This is a genomic window from Streptomyces sp. NPDC088732, from assembly GCF_044751205.1.
Classification (GTDB): domain Bacteria; phylum Actinomycetota; class Actinomycetes; order Streptomycetales; family Streptomycetaceae; genus Actinacidiphila.
The window spans coordinates 29636-53482 of record NZ_JBIVLI010000006.1; the positions used below are offsets into that span (position 1 = coordinate 29636).

Genomic DNA, 23847 nt, shown 5'->3' on the forward strand with positions numbered 1-23847 from the left:
ACGTCCTCCATGCATGGATACGCCGGAGCCGGTCCGTCATGACCGGGCGGCGGCTTTTGTTCGGCCGCTTCTGTTAAACGGGGCCCTGTCGTGCCGAGACAACATCTTCGCACTTGTTCGGGGCGGACGAGGCACCGGGCCGGGGTGTGAGACGTACGGAACGTCCCTGGCCACGACTACTCACCGGTATCCCGTGCGAAATACGGCAGCACTTGGTCCCTTTGCTCGCTCTTGGCGAACGCGTACGGCCCCGGATGCCATACCCGGGGCCGTACGGAATGTGCCGAGGCTTACACCGCGACCGGTCGTGATCAGATGTGACCGGCCGCGACGGGACGGTTACTGGAAGAGCTCGCCCTCGGCGGCCTTCTCGGCCAGCCGCACCAGGGTGCGCACGGCGGAGCCGGTACCACCCTTGGGGGTGTAACCGAACGGGCCGGACTCGTTGAAGGCCGGGCCAGCGATGTCCATGTGGGCCCAGGTGATGCCCTCGCCGACGAACTCCTTCAGGAACAGGCCGGCCGCCAGGCCGCCGCCCATCCGCTCGCCCATGTTCGCGATGTCGGCCGTGGCGGAGTCCATCGCCTTGCGCAGGTCGGTCGGCAGCGGCATCGGCCAGGACTGCTCGCCGACCTCGCCCGCCGTCTCGTGCACCGTGGTGCGGAAGTCGTCGTCGTTGGACATGACACCGAAGATGCGGGTGCCCAGCGCCAGCACCATGGCACCGGTCAGGGTCGCCACGTCGATGATCGCGTCCGGGGTCTCCTCCGAGGCGCGGGTGATCGCGTCGGCCATGACCAGGCGGCCCTCGGCGTCGGTGTTGAGCACCTCGACGGTCTTGCCGCTGTACATCCGCAGCACGTCGCCCGGGCGGGCGGCGGCGCCGGACGGCATGTTCTCGGCGAGCGCGAGCCAGCCGGTGACCGTGACGGGCAGGCCCAGGCGCGCGGCGGCGACCACGGTGGAGAACACGGCGGCGGCACCGCTCATGTCGCACTTCATGGTCTCGTTGTGGCCGGCCGGCTTCAGGGAGATGCCGCCCGAGTCGTAGGTGATGCCCTTGCCGACCAGCGCGAGGTGCTTCGCGTCACGGCCCTTGCCGCCGTTGTGGACGATCTTCACCAGCCGCGGCGGGTTCGCCGAGCCCTGGCCGACGCCCATGATGCCGCCGTAACCGCCCTTGACGAGCGCCTTCTCGTCCAGCACCTCGACCTTGAGGCCGTACTCCTTGGCGGCCTCCTGCACGAAGGCGGCGAAGGCCTTCGGGGTCAGGTCGTTCGGCGGCATGTTGATCAGGTCGCGCGAGCGGTTGACCTCCTCCGCGACGACCGTGGCACGCTCGGCGGCGGCCTTGTAGGCCTTGTCGCGCGGCTTGGCGCCGACCAGCGCCACCTCGGTCAGCGGCGCCTTGCCGTTGCCCGCCTGGTACGCGGTGTACGCGTACGCACCCAGCAGCGCGCCCTCGGCGACCGCCTGGGCGGCCGCGGCGTCCTCCACCGGCAGCGCGAGGGCGGCCTTCTTGGAACCGGCCAGAGTGCGGGCGGCGACACCGGCCGCCTTGCGCAGCACCTCGGTGTCGAAGCCGGCACCGTCCGCGGGGGCCTCACCGAGGCCGACCGCCAGCACGACCGGGGCCTTCAGGCCGGCCGGGGCGGGGAGCTTGGTCACCTCACCCTCAGCGCCCGAGGCGCCCAGCGTCTCGAGCGTCACGGCGAGCCTGCCGTCGAAGGCCTGGTCGACCGCCTCCGCGCCGGGGGCGACCTCGGGGCCCTTCGTCCCCTTGGTCACTCCGACGACGACGGCGTCCGCGCGCAGCGCCGCGGCGGAGGAGGTGCTGAGAGTCAGTGCAGTCACGGTGATGAAGATCCTGTTCCTTCGAAGGCCCGAACTTCTTGGCACCGGGCAACGCCCGGCGGCGCGGGGCGGGGGGTGCAGGACCGACCTTACGCTCACTCCTGACACTTCCGCCCACGGCGTGCGCCCCCGGGCCGAAGGCGCGGGTTTTCCCTACCCGGTGGCCCCGCCCGCGGCCAGCACGACGAGGGCCGCGGTGCACGCCGTCTCGCACAACGCGCCGAAGACGTCGCCCGTGACACCGCCCAGCCGCGCCCGGCAGCGCCGCAGCAGCAACTCCGCGGCGCCCAGGGCGATCAGGGCCGCGGCGGCGAACTGCGCGGCGGCGTACGGGCCGAACGCCAGCCCCGCGGCGGCGCACAGCACCACGATCGCGGCGGCCACCCCCCGTGCCGCCCGCGCCGGGACCGCCCCCGCCACCGCCGCGCCCAGTCCCTCCGGCCGGGCCGCCGGCACGCCGTCCCGGCAGGCGAGCGTCATGGCGGTGCGGGCCGCCACCGACGCCACCGCGAAACCGGCCGCCCCGCGGGCCCACGAGGTCCCGTACGCCCCGGCCACGGCGGCGACTTGGCCGATCAGGACCAGCACCAGGGTGAGCACGCCGAACGGCCCGATGTCCGACTGCCGCATGATGCGCAGCGCGTCCTCGGCGGGCCGGCCGCTGCCCAGGCCGTCGGCGGTGTCGGCGAGTCCGTCCAGATGCAGGCCCCGGGTGAGCGCGGCGGGCACCGCGACCGTGCCCGCGGCGGCGAGCAGCGGTCCGCAGCCGAGCAGCAGCAGCACCCCGCCGGCGGCCGCCCCGCACAGCCCCACGACCAGGCCGGCCAGGGGCGCCCACACCATCCCCGCCCGGGCCGCCGGGCGGTCCCAGCGGGTGACCCGCACGGGCAGCACGGTCAAGGTGCCGAAGGCGAACCGCAGTCCGTCGGCGGGGGTCGCGGCGGCGCGGCTGGCGGTCATGGCGTGCAGGGTAACGGCCGCCCCCCGACCGTATAGTGCGCATACCAGGCCGAACAGGAGCAATCGGTATGAGCGACTGGTGGTACCGCAACATCATCGAGCCGGGAAAGCTGCCACTGCTCCTCGCCCTCTTCGCCTTCGTCGCGACCTTCGTGATCACGCGGACCATCACCCGGCTGATCCGCGCGGGCAAGGGCCCGTTCCGGAACATCTCCTCGGGCGGGACGCACATCCACCACGTGGTGCCCGGCATCATCCTCATGACGATCGGCGGCTTCGGGGCCGTCGCCGCCTCCGCGCAGGGATTCGGGGCGGCACTGGCGGCGGTGGTCTTCGGCATCGGGGCGGGGCTCGTACTGGACGAGTTCGCGCTCGTGCTCTACCTGGACGACGTGTACTGGAGCGAACGCGGCCGCAAGAGCGTGGAGGCCGTCGTGATCACCTTCTCGCTGGTGCTCATGCTGCTCGGCGGGCTCGCCCCCTTCGAGGTCGACTCGCTCTCCGCCGACCAGCAGCAGAACCGCCTCGCGGCGATCGCCACCATCGTCGTCAACTTCCTGTTCGTCCTGGCCGCCCTGGTGAAGGGCAAGTTCCGCACCGCCGTCGTCGGCGTGTTCGTGCCCTTCGTCGCGCTCGTCGGCGCGCTCCGGCTGGCCCGGCCCGACTCCCTCTGGGCGGAGCGCCTGTACGGACGCCGCCCGAAAGCGGCACGCCGTGCCGAACTCCGCGCCGCCAAGCACGCCGCCCGCTGGCGCGCCCCCACCCGCCGCCTCCAGGACTGGCTCGGCGGCTTCTCCGAACGCTGACGGGCGCTCCGCGCGGGCCTTCCCGCCCCACGGCCCGGTCCCTTGCGCCTGCCGCAGGCGCCGGCGGCCGTGCGCAGGCCCCGTCGTCCCCCCGCTCGCGGCGGAGCGTGGCCGCCCGACGCGCGGGTGCCTCGCGCCCGGCCGGTACGGCGCTGTGAACGGTTCCCGGGGCGCGGCTCCCGGTGGGGCCGCGTACGGCAGTTGCGGGCCGCGGGTGCCATGGGCGTCGCGGTCGCGCGTGTGCCCCGGATGTCCCGGCGGGCTCGTCCCTTCCGCCCGGCCGGTACCGCGAGAGGAACGGCCACCGGCCTGCTCGGCTTCCGGTCGCAGTGCGTGCGGGCCGGCGTGCCCCAGGCCGTGCGCGTGCCCTGGTCTTCCCGGCGCGCAGGAATGTGTCCGGCCGACGGGGTACCGGCGTGCTCGGCTCCCGGCCGCAGTGCGTACACGATGGTCTGTCCCGGTCTTTCCGGCTCGCCGCGGAACACGACTGTCCGACCGGGTTGTTCCTTGCGCCCGCCGCAGGTGCCGGCGGCCGTGCGCAGGCCCCGTCGTTCCCCGCTCGCGGCGGAGCGTGGCCGCCCGACGCACGAACTGTCCCGCCGCGCGGCAGGGTACGGCCGCCGTGCCGCGGCAGTGCGTCCCGGCCTGCGGCATACGCGGCCGCCCGACGGGCTGGTTCCGTGCGCCTGCCCAGTACGGCTCGAACTGCCACCCGCGCCCGCTCCCGGCCGTGCCACGCGGGCCGCCGGGGGTCAGAGGGTCTCGGACGAGGCCGTGCAGAGTGTCGCGGCGCCCCCCGTGTACCGGTCCTTGCGGCCCGCAGTGGGAGGAGGCTGCCCGACAGGGCTGCCCCATCGCCCCGGCCGGTACGGCGGGACGAACCGCCGCCCGGCGCGCGCGGCAGGCCGCAGGCAGCCTGCCCCGGGTAGGCGGCGGGACGCCGGCGTCAGGGGTGTTCGGGGAGTTCCGCGGAGAGGGCCGCGGCAGCCTTCAGCAGTGGGAGCACCAGCAGTGCGCCCGTGCCCTCGCCGGCGGTGACCTTCAGGTCCAGCTGCGGTTCGATGGACAGCCGGTCCAGCGCCTTGGCCTGTCCCGGCTCCCCGCTGGTCTGGCCGGCCAGCCACCAGTCGGGCGCCCGGAAGGCGATGCGCTGGGCGACGAGCGCGCACGCCGCCGACACCACGCCGTCCAGGACCACGGGCAGCTTGCGCACCGCCGCCTGGAGCAGGAAGCCGGTGATCGCGGCCACGTCGGCACCGCCCACGGCGGCCAGCAGCTCCAACTGGTCGCCCAGGACCGGCCGCGCCCGGCGCAGCGCGTCGCGGATCGCCGCGCACTTGCGCATCCAGGCCACGTCGTCGATGCCGGAGCCCCGGCCCGTCACCACGGAGGCGTCCGTGCCGCAGAGGGCGGCGATCAGCACCCCGGCGACCGTGGTGCCGCCGACGCTCAGATCGCCGAGCAGGACCAGGTCGGTGCCGGAGTCCGCCTCTTCGTCCGCGACGGCCATGCCGGCACGGAACGCGGCCTCGGCCTCCTCGGCCGTCAGCGCGTCCTCGACGTCGATCCGGCCGGAGCCGCGCCGCACGCGGTGCGCCGTGACGTCGGCGGGCAGGTCCTCGGCAGGGGCGTCGACACCGACGTCCACCACCCGGACCGCCGCGCCGTACTGACGCGCCAGCACGTTCACCGGTGACGCACCGTCGAGGACGGCGCGGACCAGGTCCACCGCCGTGCCCTCGGGACGCGCCGACACCTTGAGTGCCGCCACGCCGTGGTCCGCCGCGAACAGCACGGCCTTGGGGTGTTCGATCGGCCGCACGGTGGCGGCGCTCTGCGCCGCGGAGAGCCACTCCGCGAGCTCGGCCAGATTGCCCAGCGCCCCGGCCGGGCGCACCAGGCGCTGCCAGCGGTCGTGTGCGTCACGGCGTACGCCGGCGTCCGGGCGCTCCACGAGGGAGGCGAAGTCATCGAGATTCAGGCCGCTCACGGGATCGAACACTACCGTTCCGGCGGCCCCCGCGCCGAGGTCAGCCCCGCAGCGTCAGCGCCTGTCCGGCCACGACCAGCAGGACGTGCTCCGACTCGGCGGCCACCATCGCGTTCAGGCGGCCCAGTTCGTCACGGAAACGGCGGCCGCTCGCGGTGGCCGGGACCACGCCGGAGCCCACCTCGTTGCTGACGGCGACCACGGTGCGCCGGGTGGCGCGCCATGCCGCGGTCAACTCCGCGACCCGCTCGCGCAGTTCGCGTTCGCCGCGGGCCGCCCAGTGCGTGTCGTCCCAGGCCCCGGCCTCGTCCATGGCGTGCGTCAGCCACAGCGACAGGCAGTCGACCAGGAGCGCGGGGCCGCCGTCCCGCGCGAGCAGCGGGACGAGGTCGCGGGTCTCCCGTGTCTGCCAAGTGCCCGGCCGGCGCTCGCGGTGCAGCGCCACGCGCCGGGCCCACTCCGGGTCGTCGTCCCGTGTGCCGCCGGTGGCCACGTACAGCACGTCGGGGAAGGCCGACAGCCGCCGCTCGGCCTCCGCCGACTTGCCCGAACGGGCACCGCCGAGCACAAGGGTGCGGCGGGGGAGGTCCGGCACCTCGTGGAAGTCGCCGACGGTCAGCGTCGTCCCGTCCGGTACCGCGCGGGCGCCCAGCGCGGCCAGCCGGCGGCGCGTCTCCGGGCCGGGGGGCACCGTGTGGTCCAGGTGCACGGCGATCACGTCCGTGGTGCCGGTGACCGCTCCCGCGGCCCGCAGCCGGGCCAGCGCGTCGGGCCGCGCCACGACGTCCAGCAGCACGGTCCCGTACGGCCGTTCGGTCTTCGCCGGTTCCGCGAGGCCCGCGGGGCCGCACTCCGGTGGCAGGTACAGCAGCCGTTCGCCCCCCGGCGCCGTCACCTCGTACCCGGCGCCGGGCGCGTCCACCGGCACCGACCGCACCTGGTGCCCGGTCGGCAGCGTCAGTTCCTGCCCCGCGGGCAGCCGCGCCGGCGCGGGCAGTCCCGGCGGGATCTCCACCGCGGGCCCGTCGTGCGGATGCGACAGCAGCACCTGGCCCACCGCGGTCAGCGAGTGCCCCGAACGGGCGGCGGCCAGCGCCACGCCGGGCGTCAGATCGAGCAGCAGCACCCCGTCCACGAGGACGGAGGTGGCCGCCCGGGCCCGTTCGCCCACCGCCACCGCGCATGCCGCGCACGGGCAGCCGGGCAGCGGCAGGCCGTCGGGTCCCCCGGTGCCGAGAAGTGTCAGTTCCACGTCCCGATTCTTTCGCGTCCGCGCACGCTACGCTGCCGGGCAGGCACCCCCTGGGACGAGGAGACGGACATGGCGTGGACCTGGCGTTTCGAGAAGACCGACGGCACGGAGGTCGCGCCCGCCGTCGAGCCCGAGGAGTTCACCACACAGGGCGACGCCGAGTCCTGGATCGGCGAGGTCTGGAAGGACCTGCTCCAGGGCGGCGCCGACCAGGTCGTCCTCTTCGAGGACTCCACCAAGATCTACGGCCCCATGAGCCTGCACGGCGACGAGTAGCCCGCGGCGGTGACGACCGCGGCGTGGAGGGCGCGCCATCGCGCCCTCCACGCCGCGTTCTGCCGGGTTGAGCCGGGTTCCGCCGGCTCCGTCAGAGCTCGCCCAGCGTCACGTTCACCGTCTTCTCGTTGCCGTCGCGCACGAAGGTGACGTCCACCTTCTTGCCCGGAGCGGACGGTGCCAGGGCCTCCGAGAGCGCCTGGGAGGTCTGGATCTGGGTGTTGCCGACGCCGATGATGATGTCGCCGGGCTGGATGCCCGCCTTGTCGGCCGGGCCGCCCTTGACGACGGAGATGACGGCGACGCCGGCCGGGCTGAAGTCCGGCCCGAGCACGGTGCGGCCGGTGACGCCGAGGGCGGCGCGCCCGGACGAGGTGACCTTGCCGTCCTTGATGATCTGGTCGGCGATGCGGGTGATCGTCGACGCGGGGATGGCGAAGCCGATGCCCGGCGCCGAGTTGTTCCCGCTGCCCGAGCTCGGGTTGACCGCGCCGAGGGTGGGGATGCCGATGATCTCGCCGGACAGGTTGACCAGCGCCCCGCCGCTGTTGCCCGGGTTGATGGGCGCGGAGGTCTGCACCAGGTTGGCGATGGTCGCCCCGGGCGCGCCGCCGGACGCGGTCTCGGTGACGGTGCGGCCCAGCGCGGAGACGATGCCCTGGGTCACGCTGCCGCTGAGCCCCAGCGGGCTGCCCATGGCGAGCGCGATCTGCCCCACCTCGACCTTGGAGGAGTCCGCGAAGCGGACCGCGCGCAGGTCGGACGGCGGCTTGTCGAGGGCGATCACCGCGAGGTCCTGCTCGGGGTAGCTCGCGACCAGCGTGGCCTTCAGCGGCTCGTTGCCGTTGGCCAGGGTCACCTGGAAGGTGGTGTTCTTCCCGACGACGTGGGCGTTGGTGACGATGTGGCCCTTGGTGTCGTAGACGATGCCGGAGCCGAGCTCCTCCGAGGTCGTGATCTGCACGACCGAGGGCAGCACGTTCTTGACGACGTCCTGGTAGTTGTCCTGGAGGTCGCGGGCGCCGGACGCCTCGGAGACCTCCGGCGCCGCCGAGGTCTTCGCCGCGGGGGACTGGGGGGAGGAGGGCGAGCCGGAGGTGCATCCGGCGAGCATCACGAGTGTCGCGGTCGCCGCGCACAGGGCCCCGAGCGTGCGTCGGGAGGTCGGCAGGGAAACGGTCATGCCGGAAGTGTCGCTTTTGGCGCACTCTGTGGCGTGTAGCCCGCCCCGGTCAGTCCCGTACGCCGCACAGATGCAGCAGTGCCGCCACCGATCGGTACGGATCGGTGCGCCCGGCGAGCTCCTCGGCCGCGAGCAGTTCCTCCGGCACCTCGGCGGGCGTGTCGCCGTCGGCGTCCGGAGCGGTGTCGGTGAAGACCCGCACCCCGTACCAGGCGTGCAGCGGCGCCCCGATGCCGCTGAGGGTGGCGGTGAGGGCCGTGCGCCGGTCGGCGCGGGCGGTGACTCCCAGCCGGTTGGTGTACGTGGCGGGGCCGCCCGAGAGCGCCGCCAGCGCGGCCGGCCAGTCGCCCTGCAGCCCGGGGCGCATCGCCAGGGCGTCGGCGTTCCGCACGAGCAGGGAGAGCAGCCCGCCCGGGGCCAGCACGCGTGCCAGCCCGGCGAGCATCGGGTCGGGCTCGGGCACGTACATGAGCACCCCGTGGCAGAGCACCACGTCGAAGGTGCCGGGCCCGAAGTGCCGGCCGGTCTCCCGGCCGTCGCCCTCGATCAGCGTGACGCGCTCGCGTATGCCCTCGGGTTCGGTGGCCAGTGCCTCGCGCAGCGTGCCCGCCATCGCGGGATCGGCCTCCAGGCCGGTGACGAGGTGGCCGGCGCGGGCCAGCCGCAGGGCCTGGGTGCCCTGCCCGGGGCCGACGTCGAGGACGCGCAGCCGCCGCCCCACCGGGAAGCGGGACGTGATCTGCTCGTCGAGCTGACGGGCCACCAGCTCCTGGCGCACGGTGTTCCGGAGCCCGCCCAGTCCGTCCAGCCAGCGGCCGGCGACGGAGGCGAACCCGCCGTCCGCGCTCAGAACTGCTTGGTGCCGCGCTTGACCTGCGGCTTGGGCAGGCGCAGGCGGCGCATCTGGAGGGACCGCATCAGCGCGTAGGCGACGGCGCCCCGGGTGTTCTGGCCCGGGAAGCGCTGGGCCAGCCGGCGGCGCAGCAGGAGCCCGGTGACGGCCGAGTCGACGACGATCAGCACGATCACCACGAGCCACAGCAGCAGCGAGAGCTGCTTCAGTGCCTCGTTCTGCACGACGCTCAGCACCAGGATGACCACGGCAAGCGGCAGGAAGAACTCGGCGGCGCGGAAGCGGGAGTCCACGTAGTCGCGGGCGTACTTGCGCACCGGGCCCTTGTCGCGCACGGGCAGGTAGCGCTCGTCGCCGTTCATCAGCGCCTCGCGCTGCTTGTTCATGTCGGCGCGCCGGGCGTCGCGTGCCTGCCGGGCCGCCGCCTTGCGGTCGCCGGGGGCGGTCACGACCTTGCGCCGCTGCGACTGCGCCTCGCTGCGCTTCGGGGTCGGCCGGCCCTTGGGGGCCTGGGGGTCACGGGTCTGCTGGTCCTCGACCACCGCGGTGGCTGAGGCCTGCTCATCTTGGGAACGACGTCGGAACACAACACCAAGGTTACGTGGTCCCCGGCCGGACCCCCAGCCCCCCACCTACTCCCTGGGCCTGAGGTCACCGAACCGTGATCGTTCTCAAGGATGAGCGCATCCGCAACAGAACAGTGGGGTAATGGAACCACGCCCCGTACTGTGGGGTCTGTAGATGGTGTGCCGGCCAGCCGACTGAAGGGGGCGCGCGAGGCCCATGAGCGGTGTCATGAAGCGGATGGGGATGATCTTCCGCGCGAAGGCCAACAAGGCCCTTGACCGGGCCGAGGATCCGCGCGAGACCCTCGACTACTCGTACCAGAAGCAGCTGGAGCTGCTGCAGAAGGTGCGCCGGGGGGTGGCGGACGTCGCGACGTCCCGCAAGCGTCTGGAGCTGCAGCTGAACCAGCTGCAGCAGCAGTCCGCGAAGTACGAGGACCAGGGCCGCAAGGCGCTCGCCCTGGGCCGTGAGGACCTGGCCCGCGAGGCGCTGTCGCGCCGGGCCGCGCTCCAGCAGCAGGTCACCGACCTGGAGACGCAGCACCAGACCCTCCAGGGCGAGGAGGAGAAGCTCACCCTGGCCGCCCAGCGGCTGCAGGCCAAGGTGGACGCCTTCCGCACCAAGAAGGAGACCATCAAGGCCACCTACAGCGCCGCCAAGGCCCAGACCCAGATCGGCGAGGCCTTCTCCGGCATCTCCGAGGAGATGGGCGACGTCGGCATGGCGATCCAGCGGGCCGAGGACAAGACCGAGCAGCTGCGCGCCCGCGCGGGTGCCCTGGACGAGCTCCTGGCCTCCGGCGCCCTGGACGACCCGACCGGTATCGCCAAGGACGACATCCAGGCCGAGCTGGACCGGCTGTCCGGCGGCAGCGACGTCGAGCTGGAACTGCAGCGCATGAAGGCCGAGCTCGCCGGGGGTTCCCCCCAGCAGGCCATCGAGGGCGGACAGCCCGGCCAGCCGGGTCGGCAGCAGGCACAGCCCCAGGACCAGCCGCGTTTCGACAAGCAGTGACCACCGGTGGGAAGCAGCGTTGAGGCACCCCTGAGGAGGGCGTCGTGATCGTGAGGATCATGGGGGAGGGCCAGGTGACGGTGGACGAGAGCCACCTCGCCGAACTCGACAAGCTCGACGACGAGCTCCTGGCCGAGATGGAGAACGGCGACGAGACCGCGTTCCGGCGCACGCTGACCGCGCTCCTCGACGCGGTCCGCGGGCTCGGCACACCGCTTCCCGACGACTCCCTGGAGCCGTCCGAGCTGATCCTGCCGGGCCCGGACGCCACCTTGGAGGAGGTCCGGGCGATGCTGTCCGACGGGGGCCTCATCCCCGGCTGACCCCGTCGACCCGGTCCATAGGCGGTCTCCCGCCGATCGGCGCACCCGGCCCGTGCCCCGGCCCCGGTTCCGTACCGGACCGGGGCACGGCCGTACCTCCGGGCCCGTACCGTTGGTGAGCGTGCAGCATCGTTCCATGCGGGACCGGGCCCGCCTGTGGCCGACGGCCCACCCCGTCGCCCTCGACGCCGGACTGGCGGCCGCGGTACTGGCGATCATCCTCGGCAACATGTTCGTCGGACCGCACGCGGAGCGGTACAACGCCTCCGTCACCGACATCGTGCTCAGCGTCGTCGCCTGCGCCGCGCTGCTGCTGCGCCGCCGCAGCCCCCTGGGCGTGCTGGTGTTCACCGGCGCCGTCACCGTGGTCTACCTGCTCACCGCGAGCGGCGACAGCCGGGGCCCGGTGGCCGGCGCCGTCATCGTCGCGCTGTACTCCGCCTCCTCCCGCACCGACCGCGCCACCACGTTCCGCATCGGGCTCGCGTCGTGCCTGGTGCTGACCGCGGTCGCCATGCTCTTCGGGGCCAGGCCCTGGTACTCCGCCGAGAACTTCGCCCTGTTCGCCTGGTCGGGCATGGCCGCGGCGGCCGGGGAGGCCACCCGCAGCCGGCGCGCCTACATCCTCGCCGTCGAGGAACGGGCCGAACGCGCGGAACGGACCCGGGAGGAGGAGGCCAAGCGGCGCGTCGCGGAGGAGCGCATGCGCATCGCCCGCGAACTGCACGACGTGGTCGCCCACCACATCGCCCTGGTCAACGTCCAGGCGGGCGTCGCCGCACACGTGATGGACACCCGGCCCGACCAGGCCAAGCAGGCGCTCGCCCACGTCCGGGAGGCCAGCCGCTCCGCCCTCGACGAACTGCGCGCCACCGTCGGCCTGCTCCGCCAGTCCGGCGATCCCGCGGCGCCCATGGAACCCGCGCCGGGGCTCGGTGTCCTGGACCAGCTCGTGGAGGGCTTCCGGCGCGCCGGGCTGCCGGTCGACGTGGCCGAGGACGGTGCCGGGCCGCTGCCGGCGACCGTCGACCTCACCGCCTACCGGCTGATCCAGGAGTCGCTGACCAACGTCCACAAGCACGCCGGCCGGGGTGCGCGCGCCGAGGTGCGGATCGCCCGCGCCGCGGGCGCCCTGGAGGTCACCGTCGTCGACCGGGGCGGCCGTCCCCCCGCGGTCCCCGCCCCCGCCGGCCCCGGCGGCGGGCACGGCCTCATCGGCATGCGCGAGCGCGCCGCGGCGCTCGGCGGCACCTGCGAGGCCGGTCCCTGCCCGGACGGCGGGTTCCGCGTGCACGCCCGGCTGCCGCTGGCGGTGACCGCCGCGGGAGGGTGAGGGCGTACGGCGGGCAGTGGGAGGATGCCCCCATGATCAGGGTGCTGCTCGCGGACGACCAGGCGCTGCTGCGGGGCGCGTTCCGCGTCCTCGTGGAGTCCGAGCCGGACATGGAGGTCGTCGGGGAGGCCTCCGACGGCGCGGAGGCGGTCGCGATGGCCCGCAGCACGCGGGCCGACGTCGTCCTCATGGACATCCGGATGCCCGGGACGGACGGCCTGGCCGCGACGCGGGCGATCACCGGCGACGAGGACCTGGTGGGGGTCGCGGTGCTGGTGCTGACCACCTTCGAGGCCGACGAGTACGTGGCCCAGGCACTGCGCGCCGGCGCCGCCGGCTTCCTCGGCAAGGGCGCCGAGCCCGACGAACTGCTCGGCGCGATCCGCACTGTCGCCGCCGGGGACGCGCTGCTGTCGCCGTCGGCGACGAAGAGCCTGATCGGCCAGTTTTTGGCCCAGGCGGGTTCGCCGGCTCGTCCCGCGCCCGAGCTGGATGCGCTCACCGCCCGTGAGCGGGAGGTGCTGATCGAGGTGGCGATGGGTCTGCCGAACGACGAGATCGCCGAGCGTCTCGGTGTGAGTCCGCTCACCGTCAAGACCCATGTGAACCGCACGATGGCCAAGCTGGGCGCCCGCGACCGCGCGCAGCTGGTCGTCGCGGCCTACGAGTCCGGCCTGGTCCGCCCGGCCGGGCGCTGATCGCTCGGCGCGATCCGTACCGTCGTCGCCGGGGACGCGCCCACTTGCCGAGCGCCTCGGCGTGAGCCCGCTCACCCGCACCATGGCCGAGCCGGGCGACCGCGACCGTGCGCAGCTGGTCGTCGCGGCGTACGAGTCCGGGCCCGGTGCGCCGGGCCGGACGCCGACTACGCCCGGCGCCGTACCGCAGCCGCAGTACGCCGCAGCCGCACACCACGACCTCGGGCTGAGGAAACCCCCCTTCCGGACAGGAGAAGGTGGGGTGGTCTGATGACAAAGTCCTTGAATCCGCATCCTCTGACCCAGAGAAGAGACCGCACCACGATGTCCTGGCTGTCCAGAATCAGCCTCGCCCAGCGCGCCCTGATCGCGCTCATGGCCGTGGTCGCCGTCGTATTCGGCGCGATCGCGATACCTTCGCTCAAGCAGCAGCTGCTGCCCTCCATCGACCTGCCCATCGTCTCGGTGATCACGACCTTCCAGGGTGCCTCGCCCGACGTCGTCGAGAAGCAGGTCGTCGAGCCGATCGAGGACGGCATCAAGGGTGTCGACGGGATCACCGGCATCACCTCGACGGCCGGCGAGGGCTCGGCCGTGATCATGGCCCAGTTCGACTACGGCAACGACAGCGACAAGCTGGTGGCCAACGTCCAGCAGGCCGTGAACCGGGTCTCCTCGCGTCTGCCGGAGGCCGCGGACCCGCAGGTCATCGCGGGTTCCACGGACGACATCCCGACCGTGGTGCTCGCCGCCACCTCCACCGGCCTGGACCAGCAGGCGCTGGCCGACGGCCTGGACCGCTCCGTGGTCCCGGTCCTCCAGGACATCGACGGCGTCGGCCAGGTCACGGTCACCGGCGTCCAGGACCAGATCGTCACGGTCACGCCGGACGACGCGAAGCTCGCCAGGTCCAAGATCGGCTCCTTCGACGTGGTGCAGGCGCTCCAGGCCGGCGGCCACCCGGTGCCCGCGGGCTCCTTCGACGAGAACGGCAAGAGCCGCACCGTCCAGGTCGGCGGCGAGTACGCCTCGCTGGACGAGATCAAGGACCTGCGCGTCCCGACGACGGACGGCAAGCCCGTGCGCCTCGGTGACGTCGCCACCGTCGTCGAGAAGCCGGACGTCACGGACTCCATCACGCGCACCGACGGCAAGCCGAGCCTCGGCATCGCGGTCACGATGACCCAGGACGGCAGCGCCGTCGCGGTCTCCTCGGCGGTCAAGGACAAGCTGGCGGACATGGAGCGGGACCTCGGCAAGGGCGCGAAGCTCACCGTCGTCAGCGACCAGGGTCCGGCGGTCTCCAAGTCGATCCACGGCCTGACCACCGAGGGCCTGCTCGGCCTGCTCTTCGCGGTCGTCGTCATCCTGGTCTTCCTGGCGTCGCTGCGCTCGACGCTGGTGACCGCGCTCTCCATCCCGCTGTCGGTCGTGCTGACGCTGATCGTGCTGTGGACCCGTGACCTGTCGCTCAACGTGCTCACGCTGGGCGCGCTGACGATCGCCATCGGCCGGGTCGTCGACGACTCCATCGTGGTGCTGGAGAACATCAAGCGGCACCTCGCCTACGGTGAGGAGAAGCACGCGGCGATCATCACCGCCGTGCGCGAGGTCTCCGGCGCGGTCACCGCGTCCACGCTCACCACGGTCGCCGTCTTCCTGCCGATCGGCCTGGTCGGCGGCCTGGTCGGGGCGCTGTTCGGCTCCTTCTCGCTGACCGTGGCGGCGGCGCTGCTCTCCTCGCTGCTGGTGTCGCTGACGGTCGTGCCGGTGTTCTCGTACTGGTTCCTCAAGCCCCCGGCCGACGCCGGCACGGTGGACCCGGACGAGCTCCGCCGTGCGGCCGAGGCGAAGGAGGCCGGCAGCCTCCTGCAGCGGCTGTACGTCCCGGTGCTGCGCTTCGCCACCCGTCGCCGCATCACCAGCATCGTGATCGCGGTGGCGGTGCTGCTGTGCACCTTCGGCCTGGTCCCGTTGCTGAAGACCAACTTCTTCGACCAGGGCGACCAGGACACGCTGACGGTCAAGCAGCAGCTCGCTCCGGGCACCGGCCTGAAGACCTCCGATGCCGCGGCCGGCAAGATCGAGAAGCTGCTCGACGGCATCGACGAGATCCAGGACTACCAGGTCACCGTCGGTTCCTCCGGCTTCCTGGCGGCCTTCGGCGGCGGCACCGGCGCCAACCAGGCCAGCTTCCAGGTCCGTCTGAAGGACGCCGGTGACACCACCGCCGCCCTGGACAAGATCCGCTCCGGCCTGAAGGCGCTCGACGGTGTCGGCACGACCTCGGTCTCCGCGGGCGGCGGCTTCGGCAGCCAGAACCTGTCGGTCGTGGTGAAGGCCGCCGACGGCGACACCCTCGCCAAGGCCGCCGAGCAGGTTCGCGCCGCGGTGGCCGGACTGGACGACGTCACCGACGTCAGCAGCGACCTCGCGCAGTCCGTGCCCCGGATCGAGGTCCACGCCAAGCAGGCGGAGGCCGCGAAGTACGGCCTCAACGACACCACGATCGGTGCCGCCGTCACCCAGGCCGTGAAGGGCACGACCGTCGGCAAGGCGGTCCTGGACGACACCGAGCGCGATGTGCGGGTCACGTCCGAGCAGGACACCACGACGCTGGCCGGCCTCAAGGCCCTCGTCATCCCCACCCCCGCGGGCCCGGTGAAGCTGGACAAGGTCGCCGACGTCGTGGAGGCCCCCGGGCCGGTGCAGAAGACCCGGATCGACGGCGCGCGGGCGGCGACCATCACGGCGACGCCGACGGCCGACAACACCGGCGCCGTCAACACCGCCCTGCAGGCGAAGATCAAGGCGCTCGACCTCCCCAAGGGGGCGACCGCCGCGATCGGCGGCGTCTCCTCGGACCAGGGCGACGCGTTCTCGGGGCTGGCGCTGGCGATGCTCGCCGCCGTCGCCATCGTCTTCATGCTGCTGGTCGGCACCTTCCGCAGCCTGATCCAGCCGCTGGTGCTGCTGGTGTCCATCCCGTTCGCCTCGACCGGCGCGATCGGCCTGCTGCTCGTCACCGGCACCCCGCTGGGTGTGCCGTCGCTGATCGGCATGCTGATGCTCATCGGCATCGTGGTGACGAACGCGATCGTGCTGATGGACCTCATCAACCAGTACCGGGCGCAGGGCTACGGCGTGGTGGAGGCGGTCATCGAGGGCGGCCGGCACCGTCTGCGGCCGATCCTGATGACCGCGCTCGCGACCATCTTCGCGCTGCTGCCGATGGCCCTCGGGGTCACCGGTGAGGGCGGTTTCATCGCCCAGCCGCTCGCCGTGGTCGTCATCGGCGGTCTGCTGTCGTCGACGCTGCTCACGCTGCTGCTCGTGCCGACCCTCTACACGATGGTCGAGCTCCGCAAGGAGCGGCGGGCCAAGCGCAAGGCGCTCAAGCGGGCCGCGAAGTCGGACGGTCCCGGCGCGGGCGAGGCCGAGCCGACGCCCGAGCTGACCAAGGTCTGACACGTGTGAGCAGGGCCTGACGACGGAGGGGCCAGGGGCGAACGCCCCTGGCCCCTCCGTCCGTTGGGGTCCGTACGGCTCTCAGAGGAAGAAGCCCGAGGGGATGTACGGCTGCGGCGGCCGCATCCCGCGCAGGCAGACCCAGCCGGACGTGGTGAGTTCCAGACCGGCCGTCAGGCCGACGTCCACCGCCCACTGCTGCTCGGCCGTCAGATGCGCGACCTTCGCCGGGGTGCCTTCCGGCAGGGACAGCAGCGCGGCCGTGAGCAGCCGGGTCGCCAGGCGGCGCGACGTGGCGGCCAGCAGCCGCACATGCCCGTCCGAGCCGACGTAGCAGTAGCCGCTGCCCGCGAAGTCGTCGACGACCAGCAGCCCGCACTCGGTGAGCAGGTGGTCGTGGTCGGGGCCGTGCGCGCCGCCGCGGGTGCGCCGGTCGACGGAGTCCATCATGTCCCGGTGCTTGACCGAGCCCTCGTGCACCGCCCCGTCCGGCGCGGGCAGGCCGCCCTTGCGGACGGTCCCCTTCAGGCGCATCGCGGGATGCAGCTCGAAGCCCGCCCGGCGGTACGTCGCCGCCGCCCGCGGGTCGGCGGAGCTGCAGATGATGCCGCGCAGGCAGCCGCGCCCGTGACTCAGGGCGGCGGCGAGCAGTTCGCGCCCGACCCCCTGGTGCTGCGCGGACGGCAGCACGGCGAACAGCGACAGCCCCCAAGTCCCTTCGCGGCGCGTCGACATGGAGACGCCCAGCGGCATGCCGGAAGCCTCGTCCACGGCCAGCCAGCAGCCCCCGGGGTCGGTGCGCGCGACGTACCGGTTGCGCCGGCGCAGCAGAGCGGCCCGCTCGGGAGGCATCTCCTCGGGCGGGCCGCCGCCGGGCAGTGCGTCGGAGGCACCGAAGGCGGCGGCCGCCACCACCGCCACCGCATCGGCGTCCTCGTCGGAGTCACGGAGGGGGCGCAGGATCATGCGCCCATCCTGCCCGCTACGGAAGGGCGAGCATCCGCTCCAGGGCGAGCTTCGCGAAGTGCTCGGTCTCCTTGTCGACTTGGATGCGGTTGACGACCTTGCCGTCGGCGAGCGACTCCAGCGTCCACACCAGGTGCGGCAGGTCGATCCGGTTCATCGTCGAGCAGAAGCAGACGGTCTTGTCGAGGAAGACGATCTGCTTGTCGGGGTGCGCCTTGGCCAGCCGGCGCACGAGGTTGAGCTCGGTGCCGATCGCCCAGGACGAGCCGGCCGGGGCCGCGTCCAGCGCCTTGATGATGTACTCGGTCGAGCCGACCTGGTCGGCCGCGGCCACGACCTCGTGCTTGCACTCGGGGTGCACCAGGACGTTGACGCCGGGGATGCGGGCGCGGACGTCCTCGACCGACTCCAGCGAGAAGCGGCCGTGCACCGAGCAGTGGCCGCGCCACAGGATCATCCGGGCGTCGCGCAACTGCTCCGTGGTGAGGCCGCCGTTCGGCTTGTGCGGGTTGTAGACGACGCAGTCGTCCAGGGAGAAGCCCATGTCGCGGACGGCGGTGTTGCGGCCGAGGTGCTGGTCGGGGAGGAAGAGCACCTTGTTCTCCCGGCCCTCGCCCTGCTCGAAGGCCCACTCCAGGGCGCGCTTGGCGTTGCTGGAGGTGCAGATCGTGCCGCCGTGCCGGCCGGTGAACGCCTTGATGTCCGCGGAGGAGTTCATGTACGAGACGGGCACGGTGACATCGGCGACGCCGGCCTCGGTGAGCACGTCCCAGCACTCGGCGACCTGCTCGGCGGTGGCCATGTCGGCCATCGAGCAGCCGGCGGCCAGGTCGGGGAGGATCACCTGCTGGGCGTCGGAGGTCAGGATGTCCGCGGACTCCGCCATGAAGTGCACACCGCAGAAGACGATGTACTCGGCCTCGGGCCGTGCGGCGGCGTCGCGCGCCAGCTTGAAGGAGTCGCCGGTGACGTCGGCGAACTGGATGACCTCGTCGCGCTGGTAGTGGTGACCGAGGACGAAGACCTTGTCGCCGAGCTTGGCCTTGGCGGCGCGGGCCCGTTCCACCAGGTCGGGGTCGGAGGCGGCGGGCAGGTCGCCGGGACAGTCCACACCGCGCTCGCTGCGGGGGTCGGACTCGCGGCCCAGGAGAAGCAGCGCGAGCGGGGTCGGCTGGACGTCCAGCGGTTCGGTGGTGGTGGTCACGGGCCCGGAGCCCTTTCTCTGCGGAACTGCGGCTCAACCTTTTCGTCTATTTGACGCTATCTATCATAACCCGTTCGCGTCAGGATGACGATGGGCATCGCGTCACTGTGACGCATTACCTGGAGCAGCCTCGGTGTGCGAGCATGGATGACGCGAAAGACGGTCGGACCCGGAGGAATGAATCCGGGGAGCCACCGGTTGACCGTCGTGGCAGCAGTCCGTACAACCCGGGAGTGATCAGATGACGGTTCAGGACGAGACCAGCCAGAGCGAGGGCATCCTGCTGTCCGACGCGGCGGCCTCCAAGGTCAAGAGCCTGCTCGAGCAGGAGGGCCGCGAAGACCTCGCACTGCGTGTCGCCGTCCAGCCCGGCGGCTGCTCCGGTCTTCGCTACCAGCTCTTCTTCGACGAGCGTTCGCTCGACGGCGACGTCGTGAAGGACTTCGGCGGCGTCAAGGTCGTCACCGACCGCATGAGCGCCCCGTACCTCGGCGGCGCCTCGATCGACTTTGTCGACACCATCGAGAAGCAGGGCTTCACGATCGACAACCCGAACGCGACCGGCTCCTGCGCCTGCGGCGACTCCTTCCACTGAGTCCCGGCGCGTACGCGCACCCGCACGAAGGCGGCGGACACCCACGGTGTCCGCCGCCTTCGGCGTTCCCCCGGCCGGCCTACGCCCGCGGCACGGTGCTGCCGTCGGAGAGGTCCACGACCTTGCGGTCGCCCAGCGGGGCGTCGAGCGGGACCGTACGGGTGAACTTCTTGGCGATCATGACGCAGGCCTCGCCGGGGTTCGTCTCCACCGAGGTGACCCGCACCTTCACCGCCCGGCCCGAGCCGTCGGCGCTCGCCGCGTAGCTGCTGCACACGCCGCCCCAGAAGCGCAGGGTCAGCTTCGAGCCCTCCACGGTGTACGACTCCACCTTCGTCGTCCCCACCCGCGGCGCGGTGCCGGGGCCGGGGCCGGGACCGCCGGGTGGGCCGGGGAGCGTCTCCGAGGGGGAGGGGACCCGGCTGCGCGGGCCGCCGCGCACGAACCGCGGGTCCACGGCGGGCTGCGCCACCACCGGGGTGCCCCGCACGCCCGGCTGCGTCAGCGTGAAGAGCCACGACGGGACCAGCGCCGGCCGGCCGGACACGAACTGCGCCGACAGCCCGAACTCGGCCTTGCGCACCTCCTGGCCCCGGGGGCCGTACGGCAGGCACGGCAGCTTCCTCGGCAGCGCGGGGTCCTCGCCCGGCGCGCGCGACTCCTTGGGGACCACCGTCGGGCAGTCGCGGAGCCCGTGGTCGCCGCCGGTGCCCGGATGACGCAGGAGCTCCAGCGCCTTCGCGGCCGGCACCACGGGATAGGTGGCGCCCGGGGTGAGCGGCGCCATCCTCCCGAACGCGGTGACGATCCCTTCGTGGCCCACGGTCAGCGACGTGCGCCAGCCCAGCGTCGGCAGGCCCGCGACCCGCGGGTCCGCGGTGACCTTGCGCAGGGCCCCGGCGGACTCGCCCGCGTCGGTGCGGGCGTCCCGCAGTCCCAGTGCCGCGAGCACCGGGGCGGCCGCGCGCAGCGCCCGCTCCCCGCTCACCGCGTGGTCCTCCGGCGCCGGTGCGCGCTTCTGCCGCGGCGCGGTGGTGTAGAGGGAGTACGCCCAGTCGCCGGGCGCCTGCCGGTTCACCCGCAGCGCGGGCCCTGCGCCGTCGGGGGTGCCGCCGGCCTTCCACATGCCGTGGTCGGCGACGACCGTCCCGGGCACACCGAGGGCGCGGGCCAGCCTCTCCACGGCGGCGCGGGAGACGGTGCCGGGGTGCTGTACGGCCGCGGAGGACGGGCCGGTGGGCAGCTTCGCCTTGAGCACCGGATCGCCGACGACCCCGTGGGTGGGGCCGTCGATCTCCAGCGGGGGCGGGGACTCGGCGCTTTCGCCGGGGCCGCCGCCACCGGGCGCCCGCGGGGTGCCGCTCTGCGCACTGGACGTCGCCCAGTAGGCGCCGCCGCCCCCGGCGGCCAGGACGGCCGCGGCGACCGCGACGACGGCCCAGGGCGACCTCCGCCGGCGCTGCGGCAGCGTGTTCTCGCTCTCCACGACGGCTCCTTCGGCTCCGTGCCGATCCGTACCGACCCGTAACGGTGCGTACCGGGCAGGTACAGCATGACGCCCCTGTGGCTCAGGAGCGGGACGTCACTTGGACGGGGCGGGGCGCGTCGCGGTTCCGGTCAGTCCCCGTACTCGGCCATGCCCTCGACGACGTGTGCGGACGCCTCGGGCACGGTGATGCCGTGCAGTCGGGAGGGAGCGACCCGTGGGGCCTCCGGCGTGGCGGGGGTCTCCCAGTGCTGGGCCATCTTGCGGCAGTCGCCGAGCAGCTCGGCGAGCGTCTCAGATTCGCCGAGCTGAGCGGCGGGCAGGGAAGGGGTCATAAGCCGACCCTAGGCATCCTGAATCACATGAGAAAGACCTACTATCGGGTAGTTTCTCCGTGTCGCGTCCGCCGGCTCAGCCGGTAACGTTGGCAGGTCTGTCCCCCCGTCCGCCCCCCGCAGGAGCAGCCAAGCCGTGCGTATCGCAGTCACCGGCTCCATCGCCACCGACCACCTGATGACCTTCCCCGGCCGATTCGCCGACCAGCTCGTCGCCGATCAGCTCCACACGGTCTCCCTCTCCTTCCTGGTCGACACCCTCGACGTGCGCCGCGGAGGCGTCGGCGCGAACATCTGCTTCGGAATGGGCCAACTGGGTGTACGGCCCGTCCTCGTCGGCGCCGCCGGCTCCGACTTCGACGACTACCGGGCGTGGCTGGACCGGCACGGGGTGGACACCGCGTCCGTGCGGATCTCCGAGGTCCTGCACACCGCGCGCTTCGTGTGCACCACCGACGCCGACCACAACCAGATCGGCTCCTTCTACACCGGTGCCATGAGCGAGGCCCGCCTCATCGAGCTGCACTCCGTCGCCGCCCGCGTCGGCGGTCTCGACCTGGTCCTCATCGGCGCCGACGACCCCGAGGCGATGCTCCGCCACACCGAGGAGTGCCGTTCCCGGTCCATCCCGTGGGCCGCGGACTTCTCGCAGCAGATCGCCCGTATGAACGGCGACGAGATCCGGATACTGCTGGACGGCGCGGCCTACCTCTTCTCCAACGAGTACGAGAAGGGCCTCATCGAGTCCAAGACCGGCTGGACCGAGGAGGAGATCCTCGGCCGGGTCGGCACCCGGGTCACCACCCTGGGCTCCCGCGGGGTGCGCATCGAGCGGTCCGGCGAGGAGCCGGTCGTCGTCGGCTGCGCCGAGGAGGAGGCCAAGGTCGACCCGACGGGCGTGGGCGACGCCTTCCGCGCCGGCTTCCTGTCGGGCCTGGCCTGGGGCGTCGGGCACGAGCGCGCCGCGCAGGTCGGCTGCATGCTCGCCACCCTGGTCATCGAGACCCTCGGCACCCAGGAGTACCAGCTGCGCAGGGCGCACTTCATGGACCGCTTCACCAAGGCCTACGGCGACGAGGCCGCCGACGAGGTCCGCGCGCACCTGCGCTGACCGCCGGCACGTCCGCTCCGCCGCGCCCCGCCGTCCCTTCCCGGGCGGCGGGGCGCGGCGCGTGGCGGGCTGTTCAGGACAGCCGGCGCACCCAGTAGGCGACGCCCCGTGGCGCCTCGTGCTCACCGGCGTACTCCTGGCCGCGCATCTCGCACCACGCGGGGATGTCGAGCCGGGCGGCCTCGTCGTCGGACAGCACGGAGACGATCCCGCCGACCGGTACGTCCTCGATGACCTTCGCCAGCTCGATGACCGGGATCGGGCACCGCTTGCCGAGGGAGTCCACCACCAGGTCCGGCAGGCCCTCGCCCGTCGTCGCGGCCGGCCGCGACGACGGCTCGGGAGCGCCGAGGCGTTCGCGGACGGTCCGGACCACGCCGGGCAGCGCCTCCAGGAAGCCCTCGACGTCGCCGGCGACCGCGCCGTGCGGGAGCGAGACGCGGACGTTCCCCTCCGACAGCACGCCCATGGCCTTGAGGACATGGCTGGGCGTCAGGGTGCTCGACGTGCAGGACGACCCGGAGGAGACGGACCAGCCCCCGCGGTCGAGTTCGTGCAGCAGCGCCTCGCCGTCGACGTAAAGGCAGGAGAACGTCACGATGTTGGGCAGCCGCAGCGACGGGTGCCCGACGACCTCGACGTCCGGCACCAGCTCCGGCACCCGGGTGCGGATCCGGTCGACCAGCGCCGACAGCCGCGCCGCCTCCGCGACCGCCTCCGCGCGCACCGCCCGCAGCGAGGCGGCCGCCGCGACGATCGCCGGAAGGTTCTCGAAGCCGGGGGCGCGGCCGGACTCCCGTTCGTCCGCGGGTCCCTGGGGCGCGAAGCGGGTGCCCTTGCGCACCGCGAGCAGCCCGACCCCGGACGGGCCGCCCCACTTGTGGGCGCTCGCCGCCAGCAGCGACCAGGGCCCCTCGACCGGCCCCCAGCCCAGTGACTGGGCGGCGTCGACCAGCAGCGGCACCCCGGCGGCCCGGCACCGCTCGGCCGCCTCCGCCACCGGCTGCACCGTGCCCACCTCGTGGTTGGCGGACTGCAGGCACGCCAGCGCGGTGTCCGCACGCAGCGCGTCGCCGAAGGCCGCGGCGTCGACCAGGCCCGTGCGGTCCACCGCCACCTCGGTCACCGCGCCGTCCTCCACCGCGTGCAGCACGGAGGAGTGCTCGACCGCGGAGACGACCACGTGATTTCCCACCCGCCGCCGTCCGGCCAGCGTCCCGGAGACACCCGCGTGGACCGCGCGTGTCCCCGAAGGAGTGAAAACGAGTTCGTCCGGCCGGCATCCCACGGCCTCCGCAGCGGCCTCGCGCGCCGCGTCGAGCAGCAGCCGGGCCCGCCTCCCCTCCCGGTAGAGACGGGAGGGGTCGGCCCAGCCCTCGTCGAGGGCGGCGAGCAGGGCCTGTCGGGCGACGGGATGCAACGGAGCGGCGGATGCGGCATCGAAATAGGGCACGTCGGGCACGGTACGCCCCGCCGCTCCCGACGGCGTCTGGGCCTGCGTCAGAACTCCCCGGAACGGGGCGTTCCGCGGGTCCGCGAGGGCGCCCGACACCCCTTCGGGGGCCGCCCCGGC

At 73.2% G+C, this 23847-nt stretch carries 22 protein-coding genes; 10 read left to right on the plus strand and 12 right to left on the minus strand.

Annotated features, from left to right (window positions below):
* Positions 1 to 339: 339 nt before the first annotated feature.
* Both ACIP9H_RS12370 and ACIP9H_RS12375 read right to left on the minus strand, forming a co-directional pair.
* The gene (locus ACIP9H_RS12370; protein WP_401583911.1) at positions 340 to 1854 is read right to left on the minus strand and encodes a leucyl aminopeptidase; all 1515 of its coding nucleotides are present in this window, start codon (positions 1852 to 1854) and stop codon (positions 340 to 342) included.
* A 153-nt stretch (positions 1855 to 2007) separates the two neighbouring features.
* Positions 2008 to 2814: an adenosylcobinamide-GDP ribazoletransferase gene (locus tag ACIP9H_RS12375; protein ID WP_401583914.1), complete on the minus strand. Its 807-nt coding sequence runs from the start codon at positions 2812 to 2814 to the stop codon at positions 2008 to 2010.
* A 68-nt stretch (positions 2815 to 2882) separates the two neighbouring features.
* Between ACIP9H_RS12375 and ACIP9H_RS12380 the strand changes: the two genes are divergently transcribed.
* Entirely contained in the window at positions 2883 to 3620 is a 738-nt protein-coding gene (locus ACIP9H_RS12380; RefSeq protein ID WP_401583916.1) for a hypothetical protein, read from the plus strand.
* Positions 3621 to 4566: 946 nt separating this feature from the next.
* Here ACIP9H_RS12380 and cobT read toward each other — a convergent pair.
* Together cobT and ACIP9H_RS12390 are read right to left on the minus strand one after the other, a co-directional pair.
* On the minus strand, positions 4567 to 5610 hold the full coding sequence (gene cobT, locus ACIP9H_RS12385) for a nicotinate-nucleotide--dimethylbenzimidazole phosphoribosyltransferase (protein WP_401583918.1): 1044 nt from the start codon (positions 5608 to 5610) through the stop codon (positions 4567 to 4569).
* Positions 5611 to 5650: 40 nt separating this feature from the next.
* Entirely contained in the window at positions 5651 to 6862 is a 1212-nt protein-coding gene (locus ACIP9H_RS12390) for a bifunctional adenosylcobinamide kinase/adenosylcobinamide-phosphate guanylyltransferase (protein WP_401583921.1), read from the minus strand.
* 69 nt (positions 6863 to 6931) lie between these two features.
* Between ACIP9H_RS12390 and ACIP9H_RS12395 the strand changes: the two genes are divergently transcribed.
* On the plus strand, positions 6932 to 7138 hold the full coding sequence (locus tag ACIP9H_RS12395; RefSeq protein WP_401583924.1) for a hypothetical protein: 207 nt from the start codon (positions 6932 to 6934) through the stop codon (positions 7136 to 7138).
* A gap of 91 nt (positions 7139 to 7229) precedes the next feature.
* Here the strand turns inward: ACIP9H_RS12395 and ACIP9H_RS12400 are convergent, their stop codons facing one another.
* From ACIP9H_RS12400 to ACIP9H_RS12410, 3 genes are read right to left on the minus strand one after another with little or no spacing between them, the layout of a single operon-like run.
* On the minus strand, positions 7230 to 8321 hold the full coding sequence (locus ACIP9H_RS12400; protein WP_401583927.1) for a S1C family serine protease: 1092 nt from the start codon (positions 8319 to 8321) through the stop codon (positions 7230 to 7232).
* Positions 8322 to 8370: 49 nt separating this feature from the next.
* Positions 8371 to 9120 carry a class I SAM-dependent methyltransferase gene (locus ACIP9H_RS12405; protein WP_401584727.1) on the minus strand — a complete coding sequence of 250 codons (750 nt, stop codon included), beginning with the start codon at positions 9118 to 9120 and terminating at the stop codon, positions 8371 to 8373.
* A gap of 47 nt (positions 9121 to 9167) precedes the next feature.
* On the minus strand, positions 9168 to 9761 hold the full coding sequence (locus tag ACIP9H_RS12410) for a DUF3043 domain-containing protein (protein ID WP_401583930.1): 594 nt from the start codon (positions 9759 to 9761) through the stop codon (positions 9168 to 9170).
* Positions 9762 to 9957: 196 nt separating this feature from the next.
* Between ACIP9H_RS12410 and ACIP9H_RS12415 the strand changes: the two genes are divergently transcribed.
* From ACIP9H_RS12415 to ACIP9H_RS12440, 6 genes are all read left to right on the plus strand, one after another.
* Positions 9958 to 10755 (plus strand): PspA/IM30 family protein, encoded by a 798-nt coding sequence (locus tag ACIP9H_RS12415; RefSeq protein ID WP_401583932.1) that lies wholly within the window; start codon positions 9958 to 9960, stop codon positions 10753 to 10755.
* 44 nt (positions 10756 to 10799) lie between these two features.
* On the plus strand, positions 10800 to 11078 hold the full coding sequence (locus ACIP9H_RS12420; protein ID WP_360911467.1) for a hypothetical protein: 279 nt from the start codon (positions 10800 to 10802) through the stop codon (positions 11076 to 11078).
* A 136-nt stretch (positions 11079 to 11214) separates the two neighbouring features.
* Positions 11215 to 12411, plus strand: a complete 1197-nt coding sequence (locus ACIP9H_RS12425) for a sensor histidine kinase (RefSeq protein WP_401584730.1) — start codon at positions 11215 to 11217, stop codon at positions 12409 to 12411.
* Positions 12412 to 12443: 32 nt separating this feature from the next.
* Positions 12444 to 13109: a response regulator gene (locus tag ACIP9H_RS12430; protein ID WP_401583935.1), complete on the plus strand. Its 666-nt coding sequence runs from the start codon at positions 12444 to 12446 to the stop codon at positions 13107 to 13109.
* A gap of 61 nt (positions 13110 to 13170) precedes the next feature.
* Positions 13171 to 13380, plus strand: coding sequence for a hypothetical protein (locus ACIP9H_RS12435; RefSeq protein WP_401583938.1), 210 nt, complete (start codon positions 13171 to 13173; stop codon positions 13378 to 13380).
* A 53-nt stretch (positions 13381 to 13433) separates the two neighbouring features.
* Positions 13434 to 16577, plus strand: a complete 3144-nt coding sequence (locus ACIP9H_RS12440; protein WP_401583940.1) for an efflux RND transporter permease subunit — start codon at positions 13434 to 13436, stop codon at positions 16575 to 16577.
* A gap of 81 nt (positions 16578 to 16658) precedes the next feature.
* On the opposite strand, the gene ACIP9H_RS12445 is transcribed toward ACIP9H_RS12440, so the two are convergent.
* Together ACIP9H_RS12445 and nadA are read right to left on the minus strand one after the other, a co-directional pair.
* Positions 16659 to 17543, minus strand: coding sequence for a GNAT family N-acetyltransferase (locus ACIP9H_RS12445; protein WP_401583943.1), 885 nt, complete (start codon positions 17541 to 17543; stop codon positions 16659 to 16661).
* A 16-nt stretch (positions 17544 to 17559) separates the two neighbouring features.
* Positions 17560 to 18747 (minus strand): quinolinate synthase NadA, encoded by a 1188-nt coding sequence (gene nadA, locus ACIP9H_RS12450; protein ID WP_401583945.1) that lies wholly within the window; start codon positions 18745 to 18747, stop codon positions 17560 to 17562.
* 241 nt (positions 18748 to 18988) lie between these two features.
* Between nadA and ACIP9H_RS12455 the strand changes: the two genes are divergently transcribed.
* Entirely contained in the window at positions 18989 to 19342 is a 354-nt protein-coding gene (locus ACIP9H_RS12455) for an iron-sulfur cluster assembly accessory protein (protein WP_360911457.1), read from the plus strand.
* A gap of 79 nt (positions 19343 to 19421) precedes the next feature.
* Here the strand turns inward: ACIP9H_RS12455 and ACIP9H_RS12460 are convergent, their stop codons facing one another.
* Together ACIP9H_RS12460 and ACIP9H_RS12465 are read right to left on the minus strand one after the other, a co-directional pair.
* Complete coding sequence (locus ACIP9H_RS12460; protein WP_401583948.1) at positions 19422 to 20828, minus strand: hypothetical protein; 1407 nt, start codon at positions 20826 to 20828, stop codon at positions 19422 to 19424.
* 131 nt (positions 20829 to 20959) lie between these two features.
* Complete coding sequence (locus ACIP9H_RS12465) at positions 20960 to 21163, minus strand: hypothetical protein (RefSeq protein WP_401583951.1); 204 nt, start codon at positions 21161 to 21163, stop codon at positions 20960 to 20962.
* Between the two features lie 136 nt (positions 21164 to 21299).
* Between ACIP9H_RS12465 and ACIP9H_RS12470 the strand changes: the two genes are divergently transcribed.
* Positions 21300 to 22274 carry a carbohydrate kinase family protein gene (locus ACIP9H_RS12470; protein WP_401583954.1) on the plus strand — a complete coding sequence of 325 codons (975 nt, stop codon included), beginning with the start codon at positions 21300 to 21302 and terminating at the stop codon, positions 22272 to 22274.
* A 73-nt stretch (positions 22275 to 22347) separates the two neighbouring features.
* Here the strand turns inward: ACIP9H_RS12470 and ACIP9H_RS12475 are convergent, their stop codons facing one another.
* The gene (locus tag ACIP9H_RS12475; RefSeq protein WP_401959015.1) at positions 22348 to 23727 is read right to left on the minus strand and encodes a cysteine desulfurase/sulfurtransferase TusA family protein; all 1380 of its coding nucleotides are present in this window, start codon (positions 23725 to 23727) and stop codon (positions 22348 to 22350) included.
* Between the last annotated feature and the right edge of the window lie 120 nt (positions 23728 to 23847).